The sequence below is a fragment of the Cupriavidus sp. FW305-F7 genome, assembly GCF_058782875.1.
Map to the genome: position 1 here is coordinate 124455 of NZ_JBYSYC010000015.1, position 22431 is coordinate 146885.

General features: G+C 67.4%; 21 protein-coding genes. 13 read left to right on the top strand and 8 right to left on the bottom strand.

The window, feature by feature from the left end; genetic code table 11:
- The first annotated feature begins 7 nt into the window (after positions 1-7).
- From AC3WL8_RS16390 to mtgA, 7 genes are all read left to right on the top strand, one after another.
- Entirely contained in the window at positions 8-622 is a 615-nt protein-coding gene (locus AC3WL8_RS16390) for a YqiA/YcfP family alpha/beta fold hydrolase (protein WP_013957991.1), read from the top strand.
- A complete protein-coding gene (locus tag AC3WL8_RS16395) occupies positions 619-1281 on the top strand; it encodes a chorismate--pyruvate lyase family protein (RefSeq protein ID WP_492378448.1) in 663 nt (220 codons plus the stop codon). The genes AC3WL8_RS16390 and AC3WL8_RS16395 overlap by 4 nt, the downstream gene beginning before the upstream one ends.
- Entirely contained in the window at positions 1278-2018 is a 741-nt protein-coding gene (gene fabG / locus AC3WL8_RS16400; protein ID WP_492378449.1) for a 3-oxoacyl-ACP reductase FabG, read from the top strand. Before AC3WL8_RS16395 ends, fabG begins: the two co-directional genes overlap by 4 nt.
- Before the next feature lie 266 nt (positions 2019-2284).
- Positions 2285-4387, top strand: coding sequence for a ribonuclease catalytic domain-containing protein (locus AC3WL8_RS16405; RefSeq protein WP_013957988.1), 2103 nt, complete (start codon positions 2285-2287; stop codon positions 4385-4387).
- 108 nt (positions 4388-4495) lie between these two features.
- Positions 4496-5428, top strand: coding sequence for an energy transducer TonB family protein (locus AC3WL8_RS16410; protein ID WP_013957987.1), 933 nt, complete (start codon positions 4496-4498; stop codon positions 5426-5428).
- Positions 5428-6315 carry a shikimate dehydrogenase gene (aroE, locus tag AC3WL8_RS16415; protein WP_013957986.1) on the top strand — a complete coding sequence of 296 codons (888 nt, stop codon included), beginning with the start codon at positions 5428-5430 and terminating at the stop codon, positions 6313-6315. The genes AC3WL8_RS16410 and aroE overlap by 1 nt, the downstream gene beginning before the upstream one ends.
- A 74-nt stretch (positions 6316-6389) precedes the next feature.
- On the top strand, positions 6390-7091 hold the full coding sequence (mtgA, locus tag AC3WL8_RS16420; RefSeq protein WP_041228464.1) for a monofunctional biosynthetic peptidoglycan transglycosylase: 702 nt from the start codon (positions 6390-6392) through the stop codon (positions 7089-7091).
- 61 nt (positions 7092-7152) lie between these two features.
- Here mtgA and corA read toward each other — a convergent pair whose 3' ends face one another.
- Positions 7153-8118 carry a magnesium/cobalt transporter CorA gene (gene corA / locus AC3WL8_RS16425; RefSeq protein WP_013957984.1) on the bottom strand — a complete coding sequence of 322 codons (966 nt, stop codon included), beginning with the start codon at positions 8116-8118 and terminating at the stop codon, positions 7153-7155.
- Between the two features lie 583 nt (positions 8119-8701).
- A complete protein-coding gene (locus AC3WL8_RS16430; protein WP_153954203.1) occupies positions 8702-9601 on the bottom strand; it encodes a DMT family transporter in 900 nt (299 codons plus the stop codon).
- Between the two features lie 187 nt (positions 9602-9788).
- On the opposite strand from AC3WL8_RS16430, the gene pyrF reads away from it, so the two are divergent.
- Positions 9789-10607, top strand: a complete 819-nt coding sequence (gene pyrF / locus AC3WL8_RS16435; RefSeq protein WP_013957982.1) for an orotidine-5'-phosphate decarboxylase — start codon at positions 9789-9791, stop codon at positions 10605-10607.
- A 73-nt stretch (positions 10608-10680) separates the two neighbouring features.
- Here pyrF and AC3WL8_RS16440 read toward each other — a convergent pair whose 3' ends face one another.
- The 3 genes from AC3WL8_RS16440 to thiL form a co-directional block, all read right to left on the bottom strand.
- The gene (locus tag AC3WL8_RS16440; RefSeq protein WP_013957981.1) at positions 10681-11178 is read right to left on the bottom strand and encodes a CinA family protein; all 498 of its coding nucleotides are present in this window, start codon (positions 11176-11178) and stop codon (positions 10681-10683) included.
- A 57-nt stretch (positions 11179-11235) separates the two neighbouring features.
- Entirely contained in the window at positions 11236-11802 is a 567-nt protein-coding gene (locus AC3WL8_RS16445) for a phosphatidylglycerophosphatase A family protein (protein WP_013957980.1), read from the bottom strand.
- 126 nt (positions 11803-11928) lie between these two features.
- Positions 11929-12909 carry a thiamine-phosphate kinase gene (gene thiL / locus AC3WL8_RS16450; protein ID WP_211980290.1) on the bottom strand — a complete coding sequence of 327 codons (981 nt, stop codon included), beginning with the start codon at positions 12907-12909 and terminating at the stop codon, positions 11929-11931.
- Positions 12910-13311: 402 nt separating this feature from the next.
- On the opposite strand from thiL, the gene AC3WL8_RS16455 reads away from it, so the two are divergent.
- The 3 genes from AC3WL8_RS16455 to AC3WL8_RS16465 all read left to right on the top strand — a co-directional run bounded on the left by AC3WL8_RS16455 (position 13312) and on the right by AC3WL8_RS16465 (position 17015).
- Entirely contained in the window at positions 13312-15636 is a 2325-nt protein-coding gene (locus tag AC3WL8_RS16455) for an NADP-dependent malic enzyme (RefSeq protein WP_153954204.1), read from the top strand.
- A gap of 393 nt (positions 15637-16029) precedes the next feature.
- Positions 16030-16401: a guanyl-specific ribonuclease gene (locus tag AC3WL8_RS16460; protein WP_492378450.1), complete on the top strand. Its 372-nt coding sequence runs from the start codon at positions 16030-16032 to the stop codon at positions 16399-16401.
- The gene (locus AC3WL8_RS16465) at positions 16398-17015 is read left to right on the top strand and encodes a barstar family protein (protein ID WP_492378451.1); all 618 of its coding nucleotides are present in this window, start codon (positions 16398-16400) and stop codon (positions 17013-17015) included. The genes AC3WL8_RS16460 and AC3WL8_RS16465 overlap by 4 nt, the downstream gene beginning before the upstream one ends.
- Positions 17016-17091: 76 nt before the next feature.
- On the opposite strand, the gene AC3WL8_RS16470 is transcribed toward AC3WL8_RS16465, so the two are convergent.
- Genes AC3WL8_RS16470 through AC3WL8_RS16480 form a run of 3 tightly spaced genes read right to left on the bottom strand, consistent with a single transcriptional unit; the run spans position 17092 to position 18955 of the window.
- Complete coding sequence (locus tag AC3WL8_RS16470; protein WP_211980289.1) at positions 17092-17715, bottom strand: YidB family protein; 624 nt, start codon at positions 17713-17715, stop codon at positions 17092-17094.
- Positions 17716-17774: 59 nt separating this feature from the next.
- Positions 17775-18527, bottom strand: a complete 753-nt coding sequence (locus AC3WL8_RS16475) for a 16S rRNA (uracil(1498)-N(3))-methyltransferase (protein WP_013957974.1) — start codon at positions 18525-18527, stop codon at positions 17775-17777.
- The gene (locus AC3WL8_RS16480) at positions 18527-18955 is read right to left on the bottom strand and encodes a VOC family protein (protein ID WP_013957973.1); all 429 of its coding nucleotides are present in this window, start codon (positions 18953-18955) and stop codon (positions 18527-18529) included. Before AC3WL8_RS16480 ends, AC3WL8_RS16475 begins: the two co-directional genes overlap by 1 nt.
- 302 nt (positions 18956-19257) lie before the next feature.
- Here AC3WL8_RS16480 and tkt point away from each other — a divergent pair, with 302 nt between their 5' ends.
- Complete coding sequence (tkt, locus tag AC3WL8_RS16485) at positions 19258-21291, top strand: transketolase (protein WP_211980288.1); 2034 nt, start codon at positions 19258-19260, stop codon at positions 21289-21291.
- Positions 21292-21375: 84 nt separating this feature from the next.
- On the top strand, positions 21376-22374 hold the full coding sequence (gene gap / locus AC3WL8_RS16490) for a type I glyceraldehyde-3-phosphate dehydrogenase (protein WP_492378452.1): 999 nt from the start codon (positions 21376-21378) through the stop codon (positions 22372-22374).
- Positions 22375-22431 lie beyond the last annotated feature (57 nt).

Below are 22431 nucleotides of genomic sequence, written 5' to 3' on the forward strand. Positions count from 1 at the left end.
GACGACCATGCTGCTGTACCTGCACGGATTCCGCTCCTCGCCCCAGTCGTTCAAGGCCCGGCTGGTGCAGGAGCGCATGCGCGAGTGGGGCGTGGGCCGCTACTACGCCTGCCCCACGCTCAATGTCTCGCCCGAAATGGCCATTGCCCAGGCGCAGGCCGCGATCCGCGCCGCGCAGGCCGGCGGCGACCAGGAGATCGCCATCGTCGGCTCGTCGCTGGGCGGCTTCTATGCCCGCTGGCTGGGCGAGCGCCATGGCTGCAAGACCGTGCTGCTCAATCCGGCCATCCACCCCTGGACCGACCTGGAAACGTACCTGGGTGAACAGCCGCTGTGGCACGGCGGCGGCTCGGTCACGGTCGAGCGCCGCCACCTGCAGGAGCTGCTGGACCTGCGCGTGGACACCATCACCGATCCCGAACGCTATTACCTGATCGCCGCCACCGGCGACGAGGTACTGGACTACCGAGAGATGGTCGCGGCCTGCCCGGGCGCGAACATCCGCGTGATCGAGGGCAGCGACCACGGCATCAGCGAATTTGCCGACTACGTCGACGATGTGCTCGCCTTCTGCGGCTATGGCCCCGGCGGCAAGGTGCCGGCCGGCGCAGGCCCGGCATGAGCGCGCAGTCCGCGCGCCGCTGCGGCTGGAGCCCGCACCTGGCCTTCGATGCAGTCATCACGCCCAACCTGCGGCGCTGGGTGACCGGTGACGACGGCTCGCTGACGGCGCGCCTGGTGGCAGCGTCGGAGCGCTTTCGCGTGGCGCGCCTGCTGCAGCGCCCGCAGCGCCCGCTGGCCGATGAATGGCAGGTGCTGGGCCAGCACGACCGCACCCCCGCGCTGACGCGCGAGGTGCTGCTGATCTGCGACGATATTCCCGCCGTGTTTGCCCATACCGTGGTGCGCTGCCGCCATGCGCGCCGCGACTGGCCGTTCCTGCGCGGGCTGGGCGAGCGCCCGCTTGGCGGTCGGTTGTTTGTCGATCCGGCGGTGGCGCGCGAGCCGTTCCAGTTTGCGCGGCTGCTGCCGCACCATCCGCTGCGCCAGGCCTTGCAGCGCGTGCTGCCGGCCATGGCGCCACTGCCCATGCTGCCGGCGCGGCGCTCGGTGTTCCGGCGAGGCGGCGGCGTCATGCTCGTGACAGAAGTGTTCCTGCCGGACCTGCTGTCGCGGCCATCCCCGGGGACCGAGGCGATTCCGCATCCCAGGTATTTGCGGACCACAGACCGAAGCCCCTCCACACACACTACCGAAACCAAGAAAGAGATCGCGAGATGAAACTGCAGGGTCGGGTTGCCGTCATCACCGGTGCCGCCGCCGGCATCGGGTTTGCCACCGCGCAGCGCTTTGCCGCCGACGGCGCCATCGTTGTCCTGTGCGACGTGCAGGAAGGGCGCGTGCGCGAGGCCGCCGACAAGCTGGCCGCCACCGGCGCCACCGTGTCGGCCTACCGCGTCGACGTGACCCGGCGCGACGAAGTCGATGCCATGGTGGCCGCCGTGCTGGCCGCGCACGAACGCGTCGACATCCTCGTCAACAACGCCGGCATCACCAAGGATGCACGCCTGGCCAAGATGACCGAGGCCCAGTTCGATGCCGTCATCGACGTCAACCTGAAGGGCGTCTTCAACTGCGCGCAGGCCGTGGCCGGCCTGATGACCGAGCAGGGCAAGGGCGTGATCCTGAACGCTTCCAGCGTGGTCGGCCTGTACGGCAACTTCGGCCAGACCAACTACGCCGCCAGCAAGTTCGGCGTGATCGGCTTTACCAAGACCTGGGCGCGCGAGCTGGGCCCCAAGGGCGTGCGCGTAAACGCCGTGTGCCCGGGCTTCGTCAATACCGAGATCCTGCAGACCGTGCCGGAAAAGGTGCTGGACGGCATGAAATCGTCCTGCTGGCTGCGCCGCCTGGCCGAGCCGGCCGAGATCGCCAGCATCTACGCCTTCCTGGCCAGCGACGACGCCAGCTACGTCAACGGCGTGGCGATCGAGGCCAGCGGCGGCATGTCGCTCTGAGCCTGCGCGCCGCTGCGGGCCGGGTGCACGCACCTTGCCGGTGCGCCGGCCCCCGCAGCCGCCGGAGCGGGGTGCGGTATCATTCCAGGTCTCGGGCCGTACCGATACGGCGCGGCTCGCGGCCAGCGATTCGCACCCCGCGCGCCGCACTCGCTTCCGTTCGCACGAATTTGCGCCCGGTTGCACCATTTCTCCCACAGGACCCGCCCCGGCGCTGCCTCTTGGCGGCCAGGCGCGGTTCCGCGCATTTCTGAAAGTACCGATCGATGCAGTTGCTGTTCGAAGAAGGCGGCGAAATCCGCGCCGGCACCGTGCTGAACCAGCAGGGCGAGGCTTACCAGGTGGAGTTGCCAGCGGGCAAGCGCACCAAGGTCAAGTCGCGCGACGTGCTGCTGCAGTTCGCGCAGCCGTCGGCAATCGAGCTGGTGCGCCAGACCGGCGACATGACGGCCGAGATCGACCTGGACTTCCTGTGGGAATGCGCGCCAGAGGCAGAATTCGGCTTTGCCGAGCTGGCCGCCGAGTACTACGGCGCCGAGCCCGGCCCGGTGCAGCAGGCGGCGCTGGCGATGGCGCTGCATGGCAACCCGGTGTACTTCCGCCGCAAGGGGCGCGGCCGCTACCAGCGCGCGCCCGAAGACCAGCTCAAGGCGGCGCTGGCCGCGCTCGAGCGCAAGCGCCAGCAGGCGCTGGTGCAGGCCGAGTATGAAGACCAGCTCAAGGCGCTGACGCTGCCGGAGACGTTCCGCAACAAGGTGCTGCAGCTGCTGTTCAAGCCGGACAAGAACAGCCTGGAATTCAAGGCCATGGATGCGGCCTGCACGGCGCTGGGCATGACCCCGATGCGGCTGATGGTGGCCGCCGGCGGTGTCGCCAGCGCGCGCGCGCTGCATGAGGCCAAGTTCCTGGCGGAATGCTTCCCCAAGGGCACCGGCTTCCCGGATACCGACGTGCCCGAGCCGCCCGCCGATTTGCCGGTGGCTGACGTGGAGGCATTCTCCATCGACGACGTCACCACCACCGAGATCGACGATGCGCTGTCCGTGACCAGGCTGCCCGACGGCAAGCTGCGCATCGGCATCCATATCGCCGCGCCCGCGCTGGGCATCCGCCGCAGCGAACCGCTCGATGCGGTCGCGCGCCAGCGGCTGTCCACGGTCTATTTCCCGGGCGACAAGATCACCATGCTGCCCGACGCCGTGGTGGAGCGCTACACGCTGCAGGAAGGGCGCACGTGCCCGGCGCTGTCGCTGTACGTGACGGTGGACCCGACCGTGTGGCTGATCACCGGCAGCGAGACCCGCGCCGAGATGGTGCCGATCGCCGCCAACCTGCGCCACAACCTGCTCGACGATGTCATCACCGAGGCTGCGCTTGCCGCGGGCACCGGCGACTACCCGTTCCGCGACGCACTGACGCAGCTGTGGCACTTTGCCGGCTACCTGTACGACGAGCGCCAGAAGGCGCGCCTGGCCAGCGGCCTGCGCCCCGAGACCCACAACCGCGCCGACTTCAATTTCTACCTGGACGACCAGGCCGACGGCAGCCAGCGCGTGCGCATCGAACAGCGCAAGCGCGGCTCGCCGCTGGACAAGATCGTGGCCGAGCTGATGATCCTGGCCAACAGCACCTGGGGCAAACTGCTGGCCGACAACGGCGTGCCGGGCATCTACCGCACGCAGAAGGCGTGGGGCATGCACCGCACCCGCATGCAGACCTACCCGGCGCCGCATGAGGGCCTGGGCGTGGCGCAGTACGCGTGGAGCACCTCGCCGCTGCGCCGCTATGTCGACCTGGTCAACCAGTGGCAGATCCTGGCGGTGGCCCAGCACGGCGTGACCGCCAAGCTGGTGGCGCCGTTCAAGCCCAAGGACGCCGACCTGCTTGCCGCGGTGGCGGACTTCGAAGGCACTTACGCCGCCTATGCCGACCACCAGTCGACCATGGAGCGCTACTGGTGCCTGCGCTGGCTCAAGCAGGAAAAGCGCGAGCGCATGGTGGCCTCGGTGCTCAAGGAAGGCGCGGTGCGCTTTACCGAGATCCCGCTGGTCACGCGCGTGCCCGAGCTGGTCCAGGCGCAGCGCGGCACGCAGGTGCTGCTGGAGATCGGCGAGACCGACGAGATCACGCTGGAAGTGTCCTGCCGGGTGCTGGAAATCTTCGCCGGTGAAGGCGAAGTGCCCGAGGAAGAGCTGGAAAGCGACGAGGAAGCCGCAGAGTTGTCCGCCGAAGCCGCTGCCGAGGCGGCCGCCGAGGAAGCCGCTGAGCAGGCCGCCGGGGTCTCGGCCGAAACCCCGGCCGAACCTGGCGACGACGATGCCGGGGCGGCGTCGGGCGAGCGCGACACCGGCACCCCGGCGGCCGGCTGAAGCCTTCGGAAATCGGCGGCGCTCACTTACAATGCCTGTCTGATCCGGGGCTAGTGGCCCCGGTCTTGCCAGGCCGCCGCCGGCCCCTTCAGCCACCCTCCATCCATCGTGAACGCCACTCTCGCCGCTCCCCGCCACTGGTGGCATGCCAGGTGGCACAACAGCAGTACGCTGGCCAAGGCGCTGGCCATTTCCGTGGCCGTGCACGTGCTGCTGCTGATGGTGCGGGTGGCCGCGCCCGAGGTGTTCGAGATCAAGCGCAGCGATGCCGCGCTGGACGTGGTGCTGGTCAATGCCAAGTCGGCGCAGAAGCCGCGCAACCCGACCGCGCTGGCGCAAGCCAACCTGGACGGCGGCGGCGACCATGACCTGCAGCGCGCCACCACGCCGCTGCCCGCGCAGACCCAGACGCAGGAAGGCGACCTGGTGCGCCAGGTGCAGCGCCGCGTCGAGCAGCTGGAGCAGGAGCAGCAACGCCTGCTGACCCAGTCGCGCGAGGCCGCGCCGCCGGTGCGCAACCAGCCGCTCAAGCCCGGCGAGAAGCGCCAGGACACCCCGCAGCGCGGCCAGGACGAGCGCACCTCGACCGACGAGATGGCTAGGCTGGAGGCCGAGATCGGCCGCAACCTGGACCACTACGCCAAGCGGCCCAAGCGCTTCCAGCTGACCGCCACCAGCGCCCAGGCGGTCGACTACGCGCAGTACTACGACCGGCTGCGCCACAAGATCGAGGCGCGCGGCACAACTGATTTCCCGCAACGCAACGGCAAGCCGCTGTACGGCCAGCTGATCCTGGTGATCAACGTCAATCGGCTGGGCAAGCTCGGCTACAACCGCGACGGCTACAACGTCGATGCCATCGACGTGGTCAAGAGCTCGGGCGATCCCGCGCTGGACCGCCAGGCCGTGGCGATCGTGCGCGCGGCCGCGCCGTTCGGCCCCTTTACCGCCGAGATGGCGTCGCGCCAGGACATCCTTGAAGTCATTTCCACTTTCAAGTTTTCGCGCAGCGGGCTGGAAACCCGCTTGCAGGCACGCTGATGACATCAACTGATTCTTCCCAAGCCACTTCCGACCGCTATGTGGTGATCGGCAACCCGGTGGCGCACAGCCGCTCGCCGGCGATCCACGCCGCCTTTGCGCGCCAGACCGGCGAAGCGGTGCAATACGACCGCCTGGAGGCGCCGCTGGACGGGTTTGCCGACACCGTGCGTCAGTTCTTTGCCGATGGCGGCTACGGCTGCAACGTGACGGTGCCGTTCAAGCTGGAGGCCTATGACCTGGCCGACCGCCTGACCGAGCGCGCCGAGGCCGCTGGCGCGGTCAACACGCTGTGGATCGAAGAGGGCATGATCCATGGCGACAACACCGACGGCATCGGCCTGGTGCGCGATATCCAGGACAACCTCGACACGCTGATCGAAGGCAAGCGCGTGCTGCTGCTGGGCGCTGGCGGCGCCGCCATGGGCGCGATGCTGCCGCTGATCGAATGCCGGCCGTCGCGCATCGTGGTGGCCAACCGCACCGCGTCGCGCGCCAGCGACATGCTGGAAGAATTTGTCGAAGCCGCCGACCAGTACGGCGTGGAACTGTGGGGCGGCGGGCTCGACGCGCTCGACGGGCTGTCCGAGGACGAAGCCGTCGACGTGGTGATCAATGCCTCGTCCAGCAGCCTGCATGGCGAAGTGCCGCCGGTGCCCGAGTTCCTGCTGGGCGAAGGCGTGCTGGCCTACGACATGATGTACGGCGCCGAGCCTACCGTGTTCCTGCAGTTCGCCACCCGCTGCGGCGCGCGCGTGAGCGACGGCCTGGGCATGCTGGTCGAACAGGCCGCCGAGGCCTTCTATATCTGGCGTGGCGTGCGGCCCCGCACCGCGCCCGTGCTGGCCGAGCTGCGCGCCGCGCTGCAGGCCGAACGCAAGGGCTGACCGGGGCGCCGCCAGCCGTGGCCAACCGCAACCGCACGGCCAGCGCCGCGCCGGCCCGTGCCGTGTTCAACCCGGTGCGCTGGCTGGGCTACCTGCTCGGCTGCGTGGCCGCGGGCGTGGTGGCGATGCAGCTGTACTTCTTCGTGCAGATCGCCTCGTGGCAGTACATCAACCCGACCACCACCACCTTCATGCGCGCCGAGCGCTGGCGCCTGTGCGGCATCAACGTCTGGAACTGCGGCCTCGACCGGCAATGGGTGCCTTACGACCGCATCTCGCGCAACCTCAAGCGCGCGGTGATCGCCAGCGAGGATGCCGACTTCGTCAACCACCCCGGCTATGAGCTCGATGCCATGCTCGATGCGTGGGAGCGCAACAAGAAGCGCGGGCGCATCGTGCGCGGCGGTTCCACAATCACGCAGCAGCTGGCCAAGAACCTGTTCCTGTCGTCCGAGCAGCACTACCTGCGCAAGGGCCAGGAACTGGCCATCACGTGGATGCTCGAGTTCTGGCTGGACAAGCAGCGCATCTACGAGATCTACCTGAATTCGGTGGAGTGGGGCGAGGGCGTGTTCGGCGCGCAGGCCGCGGCGCAGCACTACTTCCGCACCGGCGCGGACAAGCTCAGCGTGGGCCAGTCCGCGCGCCTGGCCGCGGCGCTGCCTGCGCCCAAGTGCTTCGACAAGAAGGAGTACTGCGCCAACGTGCGCGTGAACTTCCGCGCCAAGGCGGGCATCATCGCGCGGCGGATGGGCGCAGCCACGCTGCCCGACTGAGGGTTTGCTCCCCTCTCCCGCGCGCGGGAGAGGGGAGCGAGGCAGCGGCAGATTCAGCGCCTCAGCTCAGCCAGCCCTTCCTGCGGAAATACACCAGCGGAATCGCCGCCGACACCGCCATCAGCGCAATCGCCCACGGATAGCCCGCGGCCCAGTCCAGCTCCGGCATGAACTTGAAGTTCATGCCATAGATGCTGGCGATCAGCGTGGGCGGCATCAGCGCCACCGACACCACCGAGAACAGTTTGATGATCTTGTTCTGGTTGATGTTGATGAAACCGACGGTCGCGTCCATCAGGAAGTTGATCTTGTCGAACAGGAACGCGGTGTGGTTCTCGATCGAGTCGATGTCGCGCAGGATCTGGCGGGCCTCGTCCTGCTGCTCGGCCGACAGCAACTGGCTGCGCATCAGGAAGGACACCGCGCGGCGCGTGTCCATCACGTTGCGGCGGATGCGCCCGTTCAAGTCTTCCTCGCGGGCGATGGTTTCCAGCACGTCGGCGGCGGCGGCATCGGTCACGTTCTCGGCCAATACGCGGCGGCTCGCTTCTTCAAGCCGCTCGTAGATTTCCTCGATCGAGTCGGCGGAATATTCGGCGTCGGTCGCGTACAGGTCCATCAGCACGTCCTTGGCATTGCGCACCGAGCCCGGGCGCATACGCGCGCGCAGCCGCACCAGCCGGAACACCGGCAGGTCTTCGTCGTGGATGGAGAATAGTACGTCGCGCGTGAGCACGAAAGCCACGCGCACGTTGCGCGATAAGGCCTCTTCCTCGTCCAGCAGGAAGTCGGTGCGGATATGGATATTCTCGTCCTCGCCCTCGAAATATCGCGCGGACGCTTCCAGGTCGCCCAGGTCCTCCAGTTCGGGAAGGGCGACGCCATAGGCTTCCTTGATCCAGTTCAGTTCCTCGTCGTCGGGATTGACGACATCGATCCAGATCGGCTTGTGCTGCAGCAGCTCATTGCGCTCGTCGACCTGCTCCTGGGCAAGCCGGCCTTTCTGCAGGACGAACAGGTTGATCATCCCCGGGATTCCTTATTGCTGATTGCGACGAAAAACAAAGACAAGCGCGAAGACAAGCGCAGGCGGCTCGCCGCATTCCCAGGTAGTCCGTCATGCCCTGCATGGCCTGGCGAGACGCCGGAAGGCGCCCTGCCAGGGCCGGGCCACGGGCAAGCGTGATCGCGCTGTACCGCGGCTGCCGGACGCAACGGACTCGGCGGGCAGTACAAGGCGATGGCGTTTGCCTGGGTTGGCTGGCTAGCCGGGAGAGGGAAAATCCGCACGCGGTGCGGCGCGCATGGATGGCGCCGCCGGTGGCACGGAAAGACACTCGCCCGCAGTTCTGCTGCGGGCGAGGCCGACGAGGCGCGGAGCCGGGTGCTCCGGGCGGGTCGTCGTTACGCAGCCCGCAGTGACATGGCATTCGCAGAGGTCGCAGCGCTGCTGCGGCAACTCGAACACCCGATGCTACTGCCCACGTAATTTCTCCGGGATTGTGATGGCCGCGAGTGTAGCCCAACGTTGGGTGGCTTGTTAAGTGAAATCTCCGCGCACACGGCCCGCTGTTGCCCTCTCACGACCGGGGGGCGCGCCCACTCGGCGATCAGCCCAGCACGCCCTGCAGCCGGCGCCACAGCAGCGGCGCTAGCATCACCGAGGACAGCGCCAGGAACATCAGCACGATCGCCGCGTAATCCTGCCAGTGCGGCTGCTCGCCCAGCATCCACATGCCCGAGAACACGCCGACCACCGGGATGAACATGATCGACAGGCTCGATACCACCGGCGGCAGGCTGCGCGCCAGCCCGAACCAGACCAGGTGGCAGAAGGCGAAGACCACCACCGCGTTGTAGGCGATGGCGCCCCATTCGATGGCCGTGGGCATGCGCCAGCCGTCTTCCAGCAGCAGCGAGCCGGCCGCCAGGAAGGGCAGGGTCACGGCCAGCATCCAGAACGTCATGGCGCCGATGGGCACGTCGGTCTGGGTGCGCTTCATCAGCTGGGTGCCGAAGCCCCAGCCGGCCGCGGCCAGCAGCATCAGCAGCGTGCCGGCCGGGCTGCCGGTCAGCGCGGTGATCTCGCCGGAAAGCAGCAGCACCGTGCCGGCCAGCGCGCAGCCGATGCCCAGCCAGGCCCAGGCGCCAATGCGTTCGCGGAAGAACACCAGGCCCCAGACCACTGCCCAGATCGGCATGGTGTAGCCCAGGATGGCGGCGCGGCCCGAGGACAGCATCTTGACCGCGCAGATCGCAAACAGGTGCCAGATCACCATGTTGGGAATGGCCAGGCGGACCACCGTGCCCCATTCGCGCCGCGGCACGGCCAGCGAATCGCCGCGCAGCCGCAGCGCCAGCCCCAGCGCCACCAGCCCGCCCGCCATGCACAGCAGGCGGAAGCCCAGTGCCGGAAAGTGCGCTACGCCTACCTTCATGATGGGCCAGTTGATACCCCAGGCAAGGGTGAGCACGACAAGCAGGAAGATACCGCGGCGATCGAGAGACATGACGGGGCGCGGCTGTGCGTCATGCCGCGCTTTGTTTTGAGAGGAAGCGCAAAACGATAGCACGCAGCGGGTAAAATTGCCGGAAGCGACATATGCTGCAGGGGTGAGAGGTTTTCACGCCGCTGCGGCCAACCGCGCCGGTCGCGGCCAATGGTGCGCCGGCGCCACCAGGATATTCCGAGTACCCATGACTTTCACCGAGCAGCTTGCTGCCGCCTGGCAGCGCAACGATTCCCTCCTGTGCGTCGGGCTCGACCCTGACCCGCAGAAGCTGCCGCTGTCCCTGACCGGGGCGGGCGGCGCCATCTTTTCGTTCTGCCGCGAGATCGTTGACGCCACCGCCGACCTGGTCTGTGCCTTCAAGCCGCAGATTGCGTACTTCCACTCGCAGCGCGCCGAAGACCAGCTCGAGCAGCTGATCCACTATATCCACGACGCCCACCCCGGCATCCCGGTGATCCTGGACGCCAAGCGCGGCGACATCGGCTCGACCGCCGAGCATTACGCGCTGGAGGCCTTCGAGCGGTACAGGGCTGACGCGGTCACGGTCAGCCCGTACATGGGCTTCGATTCGATGCAGCCCTACCTGGCCTACCCGAACCGCGGCGTAATCGTGCTGTGCCGCACCTCCAACCCGGGCGGCTCGGACGTGCAGTTCCTGCAGGTCGACGGCAAGCCGCTGTACCAGCTGGTGGCCGAGGCTGCGCGCGAGCGCTGGAACACCACCGGCCAGATGGGCCTGGTGGTCGGCGCGACCTTCCCCAACGAAATTGCGCGCGTGCGCCAGATCGTCGGCGACATGCCGCTGCTGATCCCGGGCATCGGCGCCCAGGGTGGCGACATCGAGGCCACGGTCAAGGCGGGGCGCACCGCGGACGGCACTGGCATGATGATCAACTCGTCGCGCGCCATCCTTTACGCCAGCCGCGAGAAGGATTTTGCGTCTGCGGCGCGCAATGTCGCGCTGCAGACGCGCGAGACTATCAATCGCTATCGCCACGGCTGAGGCCGGGCACGGAAAAAAACCGCACCGGAGACGGCGCGGTTTTTTACTGGGCGGAGGTTGCCGGCCGCCGGCTTCAGGCCTCGTTCCGGATCAGCTCCAGCAGCCCCCGCATGGCATGCTCGGCCGCCTGCCGGCGGATCTGGCCGCGGTCGCCGCGAAAGCGCTGGGTCTCGGTATGCGTGGTAATGCGGTTGCTCCAGCCGAAGCAGACCATGCCCACCGGCTTTTCCGGGGTGCCGCCGTTGGGGCCGGCCACGCCGGTGACGGACAGCGCCACCTGAGCGCGGCTGTTGAGCAGCGCGCCTTCGGCCATGGCGCGCGCCACTTCCTCGCTGACCGCGCCGTGGTCGCGGATCAGCTTGGCGGGCACGCCCAGCATGGTGGACTTGGCTTCATTGGAATAGGTGACGAAGCCGCGCTCGAACCAGCCGGACGAGCCGGATACATCGGTAATGGCGGCAGCCACCAGCCCGCCGGTGCAGGATTCGGCAGTGGCCAGCATCAGGGATTTGTCGGCAAGGGCGACGCCGGCCTGGATGGCGAGCTGGTCGAGCAGGCGGCTGACAGACATGGTGGATACAGGGTAGTTTTGGGGGGAATCAGCTTGTCATGGCTGGCGATGCGTGGCTCAGAACGAGCGCCACAGCGCAAACACCAGCAGCGTATAGAAGGCCGCGAAGATGTCGTCGAACATCACGCCAAAGCCGCCGCGCAGGCCCGGGCCCTTGAGCGTGCGGTCATAGTGGCCAATTGGCGCCGGCTTGGCGATGTCGAACAGCCGGAACCACAGGAAGGCGGCAAACTGCCCCCAGAAGCCGGTCGGCATGACAAAGGCCAGCACCAGCCAGAAGGCAACGATCTCGTCCCAGACCATGCTGCCATGGTCGTGCACGCCCATGTCGCGCGCCGTGCGTGCGCACGCCCACAGGCCGACCAGGAAGCCGCCGGCGATGATCCACAGCCAGGTGGTGGGCGCGATCCACAGCGAAATCACCACGAACGACAGCCAGCCGTAGAGCGTGCCGACCGTGCCCGGCCCAACGGGCGACAGGCCCGAGCCGAAGCCGAAGGCGATCAGGTGGGCCGGATGGGCCAGCATGAAGCGCGCGCTCGGGCGCGTGACCTTGACGGTCTGGCCGGCTTCCAGGGTCAGGGCGGGGTCGCGCGGCGCGGCCCCGGGAGGGAAGGTGGACATCAAAGTTGGCTCGTGTGATGCAGTTACTGCTTATGGTTATGGCCGGCTTGCACTGCCATGCCTGCGGGACTCCCGCGCCCGCGCAGCGCGCCGATGCCGGCATCATGACATGCCTGTGACCCGGTGTCAGGGGGCAGCGAAATGGTCGAAGCTGGCGCCTTCGTACCGGGTCGGGTTGCCGGCACCGTCGACCAGCCGCAGGCCGGGCTCGGGCGTGATCGCGCCGACACGTGTGAGCGGCAGCGCCAGGCGTTCGCTGATCGCCGCAATGGCGTCGCGGTTGCCGGCGGGTGCGGTGAAGCACAGCTCGTAGTCGTCGCCGCCGGCCAGCACGCATTCACGCTGGATCGCGTCCGGCTGGCCGGCCAGCACCGCCGAGCGCGGCAGCGCATCGACGTCGACCAGCGCGCCGACTTGCGAGCGTTCCAGGATATGGCCCAGGTCGCCGACCAGGCCGTCGGAGATGTCGAGTGCGGCATGCGCCATGCCGCGCAGGGCCATGCCCAGTGCCACGCGTGGCGTGGGCGTGTCCATGCGCGGGCGCACCTGGCTGAACTCGGGCTCCGGCAGCAGCCATTCGCCGCGGCAGTCGCCCAGCGCCAGGCGGGCGTCGCCAAGCGTGCCGGAAATCCAGATATCGTCGCCGGGCCGGGCGGCGTCGCGGCGCAGCGCGGCACGCAGCGGCACATCGCCGAACACCGTCAGCGAGAGCGTCAGCGGACCGCGCGTGGTGTCGCCGCCGACCAGTTCGCAGCCGTGGGCGTCGGCCAGCGCCAGCATGCCGTCGGCCAGTTCGGCCAGCCAGGCGGGGTCGGCCTCGGGCAGGGCCAGCGCCAGTGTGAACGCGCGCGGCTCGGCGCCCATGGCGGCCAGGTCGGACAGGTTCACGGCCAGCGCCTTGTGGCCGAGTGCACGCGGCGCCACGTCCGGGAAGAAATGCCGGCCGCTGACCAGCATATCGGTGCTGATGGCAAGGTGATGGCCGGGGCGGCCCTCAATCAGCGCGCAGTCATCGCCTACGCCGAGCGCGGCCTTGCGCACCGGCCGCGTGAAATAGCGGCGGATCAGGTCGAACTCGGAAAGCTGGGCTGGCTGGGCGTGGGACATCGTCGTCGGGAAGATCCGCCCCGCCGGGTGGACGGGATCGGAAGGGCTGCGCGTTGCGCGAAGATGATTGGCGATCCGGGGCAATCCCGCGGCGCCGGCGCAGCGCGTCAGGATGGGGTGCGCTCGGCATTTCAGCAAGATACTGCCGCGCACGACAGCCATGACCGGCACGCGGTGCGCCACTTCTGCGGGCAGGCGCTACGCTTGCTGGTATTGCCCCGGAGGATGGGGCATATTGTACCGAATCGCAAAGGTGCCCCAAGCAAAACGCTTATTGTGAAATAGTATTTCACTATATAAAATGCTGGGTTCCAAAGGAAGAGAAGGGCGGGCACGTGGAGCCGGTCCGCCGATCGTCCCCTGCCTCGTCAATGACGGCTCCACCGATTGGAAGATGCGCCGATGACCAGCCCTCAGCAGTCCCCGTCCCAAGACGATCTGAAACAGCAGCAGCGTGAGGCGCTGCGCAAAGCGGCGCTCGAGTACCACGAGTTTCCCACCCCCGGCAAGATCTCGGTCACGCCGACCAAGCCGCTGTCGAACCAGCGCGACCTGGCCCTGGCCTATTCGCCGGGCGTGGCCGCCGCTTGTGAAGAGATCGTTTCCGATCCGGCCAACTCCTTCCGCTACACCGCCCGCGGCAACCTGGTCGCGGTGATCACCAACGGCACCGCCGTGCTGGGCCTGGGCGACATTGGCGCCGCGGCTTCCAAGCCGGTGATGGAAGGCAAGGCTGGCCTGTTCAAGAAGTTTGCCGGTATCGACGTGTTTGATATCGAGGTCGACGAAAAGGACCCGGAGAAGCTGGTCCAGATCATCGCCGCGCTGGAGCCCACCTTCGGCGGCATCAACCTGGAAGACATCAAGGCACCGGAGTGCTTCTACGTCGAGCGCAAGCTGCGCGAGAAGATGAAGATCCCCGTCTTCCACGATGACCAGCACGGCACCGCCATCGTGGTGTCCGCGGCCATCATCAACGGCCTGAAGGTGGTCGGCAAGGACATCAAGAAGGTCAAGCTGGTAGCCTCGGGCGCCGGCGCGGCCGCGCTGGCCTGCTTGGACCTGCTGGTCGATATCGGCCTGCCCATTGAGAACATCTGGGTGACGGACCTGGCCGGCGTGGTCTACGAAGGCCGTACCGAGCTGATGGACCCGGAAAAGGCGCGCTTCTGCCAGAAGACCGACAAGCGCAAGCTGGCCGAAGTGATCGACGGCGCCGACATCTTCCTGGGCCTGTCCGCCGCTGGCGTGCTCAAGCAGGACATGGTCCAGCGCATGGCCGACAAGCCGCTGGTGCTGGCCCTGGCCAACCCGAACCCGGAAATCGCGCCGGAGCTGGTCAAGGAAGTGCGCCCGGACGCGGTGATGGCCACCGGCCGTACCGACTACCCGAACCAGGTCAATAACGTCCTGTGCTTCCCATTCATCTTCCGCGGGGCGCTGGACTGCGGCGCCACCACCATCACGCGTGAGATGGAAATCGCCGCGGCCAATGCGCTGGCCGAGCTGGCACGCCAGGAGCAGAGCGACATCGTCGCCACTGCCTATGGCATCCAGGACCTGTCGTTCGGCCCCGAGTACCTGATTCCGAAGCCGTTCGACCCGCGCCTGATCGTCAAGGTGGCGCCTGCCGTGGCCGAGGCCGCGATGAAGTCCGGCGTGGCCGCCCGTCCGATCGAGGACATGGACGCCTACCGCCTGCAGCTGCAGCAGTTCGTGTACCACTCGGGCACGCTGATGAAGCCGATCTACGCCGCCGCGCGCAAGGTCGAGATGGAGAAGAAGCGCATCGTCTTCGCTGAAGGCGAGCAAGAGCGCGTGCTACGCGCGGTGCAGGTGATCGTTGACGAAAAGCTGGCCAACCCGATCCTGATCGGCCGCCCGGCCGTGCTGCAGCACCGCATCGAGCGCTTCGGCCTGCGCCTGCGCGCCGGCGTGGACTTCACCGTGGTCAACCCCGAGCACGACGAGCGCTTCCGCGACTACTCCGACGCCTACTACCGCATGATGGCGCGCGAGGGCATCACGCCCGAGTACGCCAAGCTGGAGCTGCGCCGCCGCACCACGCTGATCGGCGCCATGCTGGTCAAGAAGGGCGAGGCCGACGGCATGATCTGCGGCACCGTCAGCAACACCGCGGCGCACCTGCGCTATATCGACCAGGTGCTGGGCGGCACCAACAAGGTCTACGCGGCGATGAACGGCCTGGTGCTGCCGGGCCGCCAGATATTCCTGGTGGATACGCACGTCAACGTCGACCCGACCGCCGAAGAACTGGCCCAGATCACGCTGATGGCCGCCGAGGAACTGAAGCGCTTCGGCATCGAGCCCAAGATCGCGCTGCTGTCGCATTCGAACTTCGGTTCGTCCGAAGCGCCTTCGGCCCGCAAGATGCGCGAAACCCTCGCCATCCTGCGTGATCGCGCCCCGGACCTGGAGATCGACGGCGAAATGCACGGCGACAGCGCGCTCGACCAGAAGCTGCGCGACCAGCTGGTGCCGGACGGCGCGCTCAAGGGCGAAGCCAACCTGCTGGTCTGCCCGAACATCGACGCGGCCAATATCTCGTACAACCTGCTCAAGGTTGCTGCGGGCAACAACGTCGCGATCGGGCCGATCCTGCTGGGCGTGAAGGCGCCGGTGCACATCCTGACGCCGTCGGCCACGGTGCGCCGCATCGTCAACATGACCTCGCTGGTCGTGGTGGACGCCGCTGCCAAGCGCTAAACCGCCTGGTAGCGCCGGTTGCATGGCCGGTAGCAGGCTATTGTGACGAAAAGCCGGGTTCGCCCGGCTTTTTTTGCATCCATATATGCATGGTTAGTATGCGCACACATACGCTTAACATATTGAAACAATTGAAGAATTATCGGTGCCGCCGGGCCGGGATTGCTTAATTTCGTGCATGCGCGTAACCTTACGCCTTTGATACAGGCGCTCGCCATGAGCGCCCCGGTACGGCCGGCATCCATCGCGCTCCTCTACGGGTAGCGCAGGGCGCTGGCCAGGGTGGCCCGGACAGATAGATCGTCTACCCAACCAGCGGCAGGCTCGATTTCCGGTTCAACCAAGACAAGCAACGTGGGTTTCCAAGTTTCTCTGATGCGGCACGCAACGCGCATGCTGGCCCGGTCCATGACCGGCGCGGCGCTGGTGCTGGCCCTGGCGCAGCCGACACTGGCGCGGCAGGTGCAGACCGAAGGGATGGGAACCATTGCAGTGCAGCAGTTGCCCAACGATGCACGGCAGATCCTGGAGCGCATCGAAGCCGGCGGCCCGTTCCTGTATGACAAGGACGGATCGAGATTCGGCAATTACGAGCGCATCCTGCCGCAACGTGAACGCGGGTATTACCGCGAATACACGGTCAAGAGCGCCAGGAGCCGGAACCGGGGAGCCAAGCGGATCGTCTGCGGCGGGGAACAACGCGCTGCCAACGATTGTTACTACACGGAAGATCACTACAACAGCTTCAAACGGATACTCAAATGATGACTGACATTTTCGGATTGGGCGACGCCCTTGCCGCCCGCGAAGAGCGCGGCGCCGGAGATGGCTGGCAGCGGGCTCAGCAGCAGGCCCAGAACCTATACGACAACGTGCTGATGATGCCGAGCCAGGAGCTCATGCAAAAACTCCCGCCCGCGACCGCGCCCGTGGCCATGCCCGCCGGTCCCGGTTGGAATGACGGCACCAGCGAGGGGGCCATGAATCTGTTCAAGACGGTGCGTCCGAACATCGTCCAGTCGATCCGCGCCTTCCGCGTGCCTGAGCTGGCCCAGGCGGCCGCCGATCTCGGGCAGCATTTCCTCTATGCCAATTGCGCCCATTGCGCGAGCAAGGCCGAGATCCTGGAAACCATCGCCACGTCGTTCACCTTCCCGAAGCACTTCGGCAAGAACTTCGACGCGCTGGCTGACTGCCTGACCGACATGATCTACAAGGCCGGCCCGCAGCCGGGCTTTGTGATCGTGCTGGAAGGCCTGCCGATTGCGCAGAAGTTCGACAAGGAAGGGCGCGAGGTGCTGCTCGACGTATTCCGCGACGCCGCCGAGTACTGGGGCGAGCGCAAGGTGCAGTTCCGGGTGTTTTATTCGTTCGCCTGATTGCGCTGGCCTGGCCGGTATAGCAAGCAAAAAGCCCGCATCAGCGGGCTTTTTGCTTTCCGGCGAGGTGCTGGCCTTACTCCTGCGCCGGCAGATGCCCATGTGGCGTGAGCCGGTCGATCAGCTCCGGCAGCCCTTCGCTCAGTTGCGCGGCCACGTCGTCCTGCGACATGCCGGTGGTCTGTGCCAGCGATTCGAGCGCGCCGGTGTTGCCCAGCGCGCTGCTCAGCGCCGACGGCGTGACCGGCTGGTTGGCGCCGCTGCCGATCCACGAGTTCACCTGCTCGCCCAGCCCGGCCTGCGCCAGGATCTGCTGCAGCGCGCCGATGCCGCCGGCGGCCGCACCCAGCGCCTGGCTGTTGGCCGGCGCGCCACCCTGGCCGCCAAGCAGGCCGCCGAGCAACGAGCCAAGATCCAGGCCGCCGGTGGCGCCGCCGGGCGCCGCGCCGGCACCGCCGCCGCCGAGCATGCCGCCCAGCAGCCCGCCGAGGCTGCCCAGGCCACCCAGTCCATCATCGGCCGCCGGCGCATCGCCCGCGCCGCCGCCGGCTTGCCCGCGGCCGCGCATGGCCAGCGTTGCCAGCAGGCCGAGCGCCATCATCAGCTTGGGGTCGAGCCCGCCGCCGGTATCGCCAGCCTCGCCGCGCGCGCCGCCGAGTTGTCCGAGCACACCGCCCAGCACGCTATCGAGTAGTCCCATGGTCGACTCCTTTCAGTCAGGGTTGCAAGGTTGACGCGATGACCGGATGGCCGCCGCCGTCAGAATCCGCCAAGCAAGGCATTAAGGGTTGCCAGGCATGCCAGCCCGGCGGTTTCAGTACGCAGGATGCGGGGGCCGAGCGACACGCCGGTGAAACCCGCTTGCCTTGCCGCCTGCTCCTCCTCGGGCGCCAGGCCGCCTTCGGGGCCGATCAGCAGCGTGACGCCGCCGGCCAGCAAGGCTTCGCGTTGTTCGGCGATGAACGCCGGCAGCGAGTACGTGGCGCGCGGCGATACCAGCAGCCTGGCACCGCCAGCCGCGGACTGCGCCAGCCATGTTTCAAAGTTAGCGACCGGCGCAACCTCCGGCAAGCGGTTGCGTCCGCATTGCTCGCAGGCGGCCTGCACCAGTGCCTGCCAGTGCGCGTGGCGCTTGTGCGCGCGCTCGCCCGACAGGCGCACCACCGAGCGGCTGGCCTGCAGCGGCTGGATTGCCGTGACGCCCAGTTCGACCGCCTTTTCGATCAGCCAGTCCATCTTGTCGCCGCCGGCCAGGCCCTGCGCCAGCGTGACGCGGAAGGGCGGCTCGGCTTCGGCCGCGTCATGCGCGCCGATGCGCGCCAGCGCGTGGCGCTTGCCCAGCTCGACCAGCGTGGCCGCGTGGCTGCCGCCGCGGCCGTCGAACAGCGTCATGGCGTCGCCCGGCACCAGGCGCAGCACCTGCGCGTGGCGCACCACTGGCTCGGGCAGCGGGAAATCGGACTCGGCGGCCAGGACGGTGTCTGTGCCGCCGACGAAGAAGCGAGGTGCCATCAGCTTGCCTGGCCTGCTGCCTGGTCCAGCGGTTTGCCGAAGCCCCAGCGGTAGCCGTCGGGATCTTCGACCATGCAATAGCGGTCGCCCCAGAACTGGTCGGCCGGCGCCATCAGGCTGACCGCGCCGGCGTCGACCGCGCGCTGGTGCATGGCGTCGACATCGTCGCAATAGACATAGAAGGTCTGCGGGCACTCGACGCCCAGCGAGCGCGGCGTGCGCGCGGTGCTGCCCCAGGCGCCCTCGGGCGCGAACATCACCACCAGCTGGCCCTGGTAGTGCATCTCGGCATGGGTCGGCACGCCGTTTTCGTCGACCACGTTGCCGGCGGCGAAGCCGAAGGCTCGGCTGTAGAAGTCCAGTGCGGCGCGCCCGTTGGCGACGGTCAGGTAGGGGGTGAGCCAGGGGGTGTTGGCCGGTCTGGTCATGATCGTCTCCTGAGTGCGGGAAACCCGGCGCGGCTGGCGTGCCGCGCGGTGCGAGAGTGCATCTTACGCGTGCCGCGCTACGCTGTCGAAGTGCGGCGCAGCGGCCGGCCGGGCTGGTTGGGGTGAAGCATCAGGCATGTCCGTGGCCGGATAGTTCCGATGACCGGGGGCGGGGGGCGCATGGGGCTTGCGGTGATCGCCCTCGCTGCGCCGCAGGCGCTGTCCGGGAGTCCGGAAAACCCCCTAGCTTCTGCTAAAATTGCGGTTTTCCTGCCGTCAGGCTCACGCCCGAATCCGCCAGAATGTCCGCCCTTGCCCATCCCGCCACAAGTCCTTTTGCTTCCCAGCCCGCCAAGCTGATGGCCGACGCCATCCGCGTGCTTGCCATGGACGCCGTCCAGCAGGCCAATTCCGGCCACCCCGGTGCGCCGATGGGCATGGCAGACATCGCCGTGGCGCTGTGGGGCCGGCACCTGAAGCACAACCCGAGCAACCCCCAGTGGGCCGACCGCGACCGCTTCGTGCTGTCCAACGGCCACGGCTCGATGCTGATCTATGCGCTGCTGCACCTGACCGGCTACGACCTGCCGGTCGAAGAGCTGAAGAATTTCCGCCAGCTGCACAGCAAGACCGCCGGCCACCCGGAATACGGCATCACCCCGGGCGTGGAAACCACCACCGGCCCGCTCGGCCAGGGCATCACCAATGCCGTCGGCATGGCGCTGGCCGAACGCCTGCTGGGCGAAGAATTCAACCGCCCCGGCTTCGACATCGTCAACCACCACACCTATGTCTTCCTCGGCGACGGTTGCCTGATGGAAGGCATCTCGCACGAAGCCAGCTCGCTGGCCGGCACGCTGAAGCTCAACAAGCTGATCGCGCTGTGGGATGACAATGGCATCTCGATCGACGGCGACGTGGTGCACTGGTTCAACGACGATACCCCGAAGCGTTTCGAAGCCTATGGCTGGAACGTGATCCGCGGCATCGACGGCCATGACGTGACCGCCGTCGACATGGCGATCTCGCAGGCCAAGGCCAGCGACAAGCCGACCCTGATCTGCTGCCGCACCAAGATCGGCAAGGGCGCGCCCAACAAGGAAGGCGGCCACGACGTGCACGGCGCCCCGCTGGGCGGCGCCGAAGTGCTGGCCACGCGCGAGGCGCTGGGCTGGGCCCACGCCCCGTTCGAAGTGCCGGCCGAGGTCTACGACACCTGGGACGCCAAGGCCAATGGCCAGGCGCTGGAGCGTGCCTGGAACGCGCTGTTCGATGCCTACGCCGAGCGCCACCCGTATGAGGCCGGCGAGTTCCGCCGCCGCATGAAAGGCGAGCTGCCGGGTTCGTTCGACGCCGCCGTCGAAGCATTTATCGCCAAGTGCGAGGAAAAGGCCGAGACCATCGCCACCCGCAAGGCCAGCCAGAACACCATCGAGGCCTTCGGCCCGGTGCTGCCCGAGTTCCTCGGCGGCTCGGCCGACCTGACCGGCTCGAACCTGACCAACTGGTCGGGCAGCCAGGCCGTGCGCGTGGATGCCTGGGGCAACCATATCAACTACGGCGTGCGCGAGTTCGGCATGAGCGCCATCATGAACGGCATCACGCTGCATGGTGGCTACATTCCCTACGGCGCCACCTTCCTGACCTTCTCGGACTACAGCCGCAACGCGCTGCGCATGGCGGCGCTGATGAAGATCCGCTCGCTGTTCGTGTTCACCCATGACTCGATCGGCCTGGGCGAAGACGGCCCGACCCACCAGTCGATCGAGCACGTCGCCAGCCTGCGCCTGATCCCGAACATGGACGTCTGGCGCACCGCCGACACCACCGAGACCGCCGTGGCCTGGGCCGAGTCGATCCGCCGCGAGAACGGACCGAGCTGCCTGATCTTCAGCCGCCAGAACCTGCCGTTCCAGCGCCGCGACGAAACCACCCGTGCCAGCATCGCGCGCGGCGGCTACGTGCTGCGCGACAGCGTCAACCCCAAGACCAAGCGTCCGGACGCCGTGATCCTGGCCACCGGCTCCGAAGTGGGCCTGGCCGTCGGCGCCGCTGACGCACTGGCTACCGAAGGCGTGCATGTGCGCGTGGTCTCGGTCCCGGCCACCACCGTGTTCGACAAGCAGGACACCGCCTACAAGGCCAGCGTGCTGCCGGCCGGCGTGCCGCGCGTGGCGGTCGAGGCGGGCGTGACGGACTTCTGGTGGAAGTACCAGGTCCAGGCGGTGGTGGGCATCGACACCTTCGGTGAATCGGCCCCGGCCGGCGTGCTGTTCAAGCACTTCGGCTTTACCGTCGACAACGTGGTCCGCACGGTGAAGGACACCCTTATCTAAGCATCCGGGCGCTGGAGCCGCGTGGTGCGCCGCGCGGCAGCAGCGGCGCCCACAGGTTTCAATCGATCCTCAGGAGAGACAGTCATGACCATCAAGATCGGCATCAACGGCTTCGGCCGCATCGGACGCATGGTGTTCCGCGCCGCAGTCGCCAACTTCAAGGACATCGAAGTCGTTGGCATCAACGACCTGCTGGAGCCCGACTACCTGGCGTACATGCTGAAGTACGACTCGGTGCATGGCCGCTTCGACGACGAAGTGTCGGTCGACGGCAACACCCTGGTCGTCAACGGCAAGAAGATCCGCCTGACCGCGGTCAAGGATCCGGCCGAGCTGAAGTGGGGCGAGATCGGCGCTGACGTGGTGGTCGAGTCGACCGGCATCTTCCTGACCAAGGAAGGCGCGCAGAAGCACCTCGACGCGGGTGCCAAGAAGGTGATCATGTCGGCCCCGTCTAAGGACGACACCCCGATGTTCGTGTACGGCGTGAACCACGAGTCGTACAATGGCGAGGCGATCATCTCCAACGCCAGTTGCACCACCAACTGCCTGGCACCGGTGGCCAAGGTGCTGAACGACAAGTGGGGCATCAAGCGCGGCCTGATGACCACCGTGCACGCTGCCACCGCCACCCAGAAGACCGTTGACGGCCCGTCCAACAAGGACTGGCGCGGCGGCCGCGGCATCCTGGAGAACATCATCCCGTCGTCGACCGGCGCTGCCAAGGCCGTGGGCGTGGTGATTCCGCAGCTGAACAAGAAGCTGACCGGCATGTCGTTCCGCGTGCCGACCTCGGACGTGTCCGTGGTTGACCTGACCGTCGAGCTGGAAAAGTCGGCGACGTACGAAGAAATCTGCGCCGAGATGAAGGCCCAGAGCCAGGGCGCGCTCAAGGGCGTGCTGGGCTACACCGAAGACAAGGTCGTCGCCACCGACTTCCGCGGCGATGCCCGCACCTCGATCTTCGACGCTGAAGCAGGCATCGCGCTGGACGGCACCTTCATCAAGGTCGTGAGCTGGTACGACAACGAGTGGGGCTACTCGAACAAGGTGCTGGAAATGGTCCGCGTCGCGGCCAAGTAATCCGGCAGCTTCCGCAGTCAAGAAAAACGCGCCTTCGGGCGCGTTTTTCATTTTCCG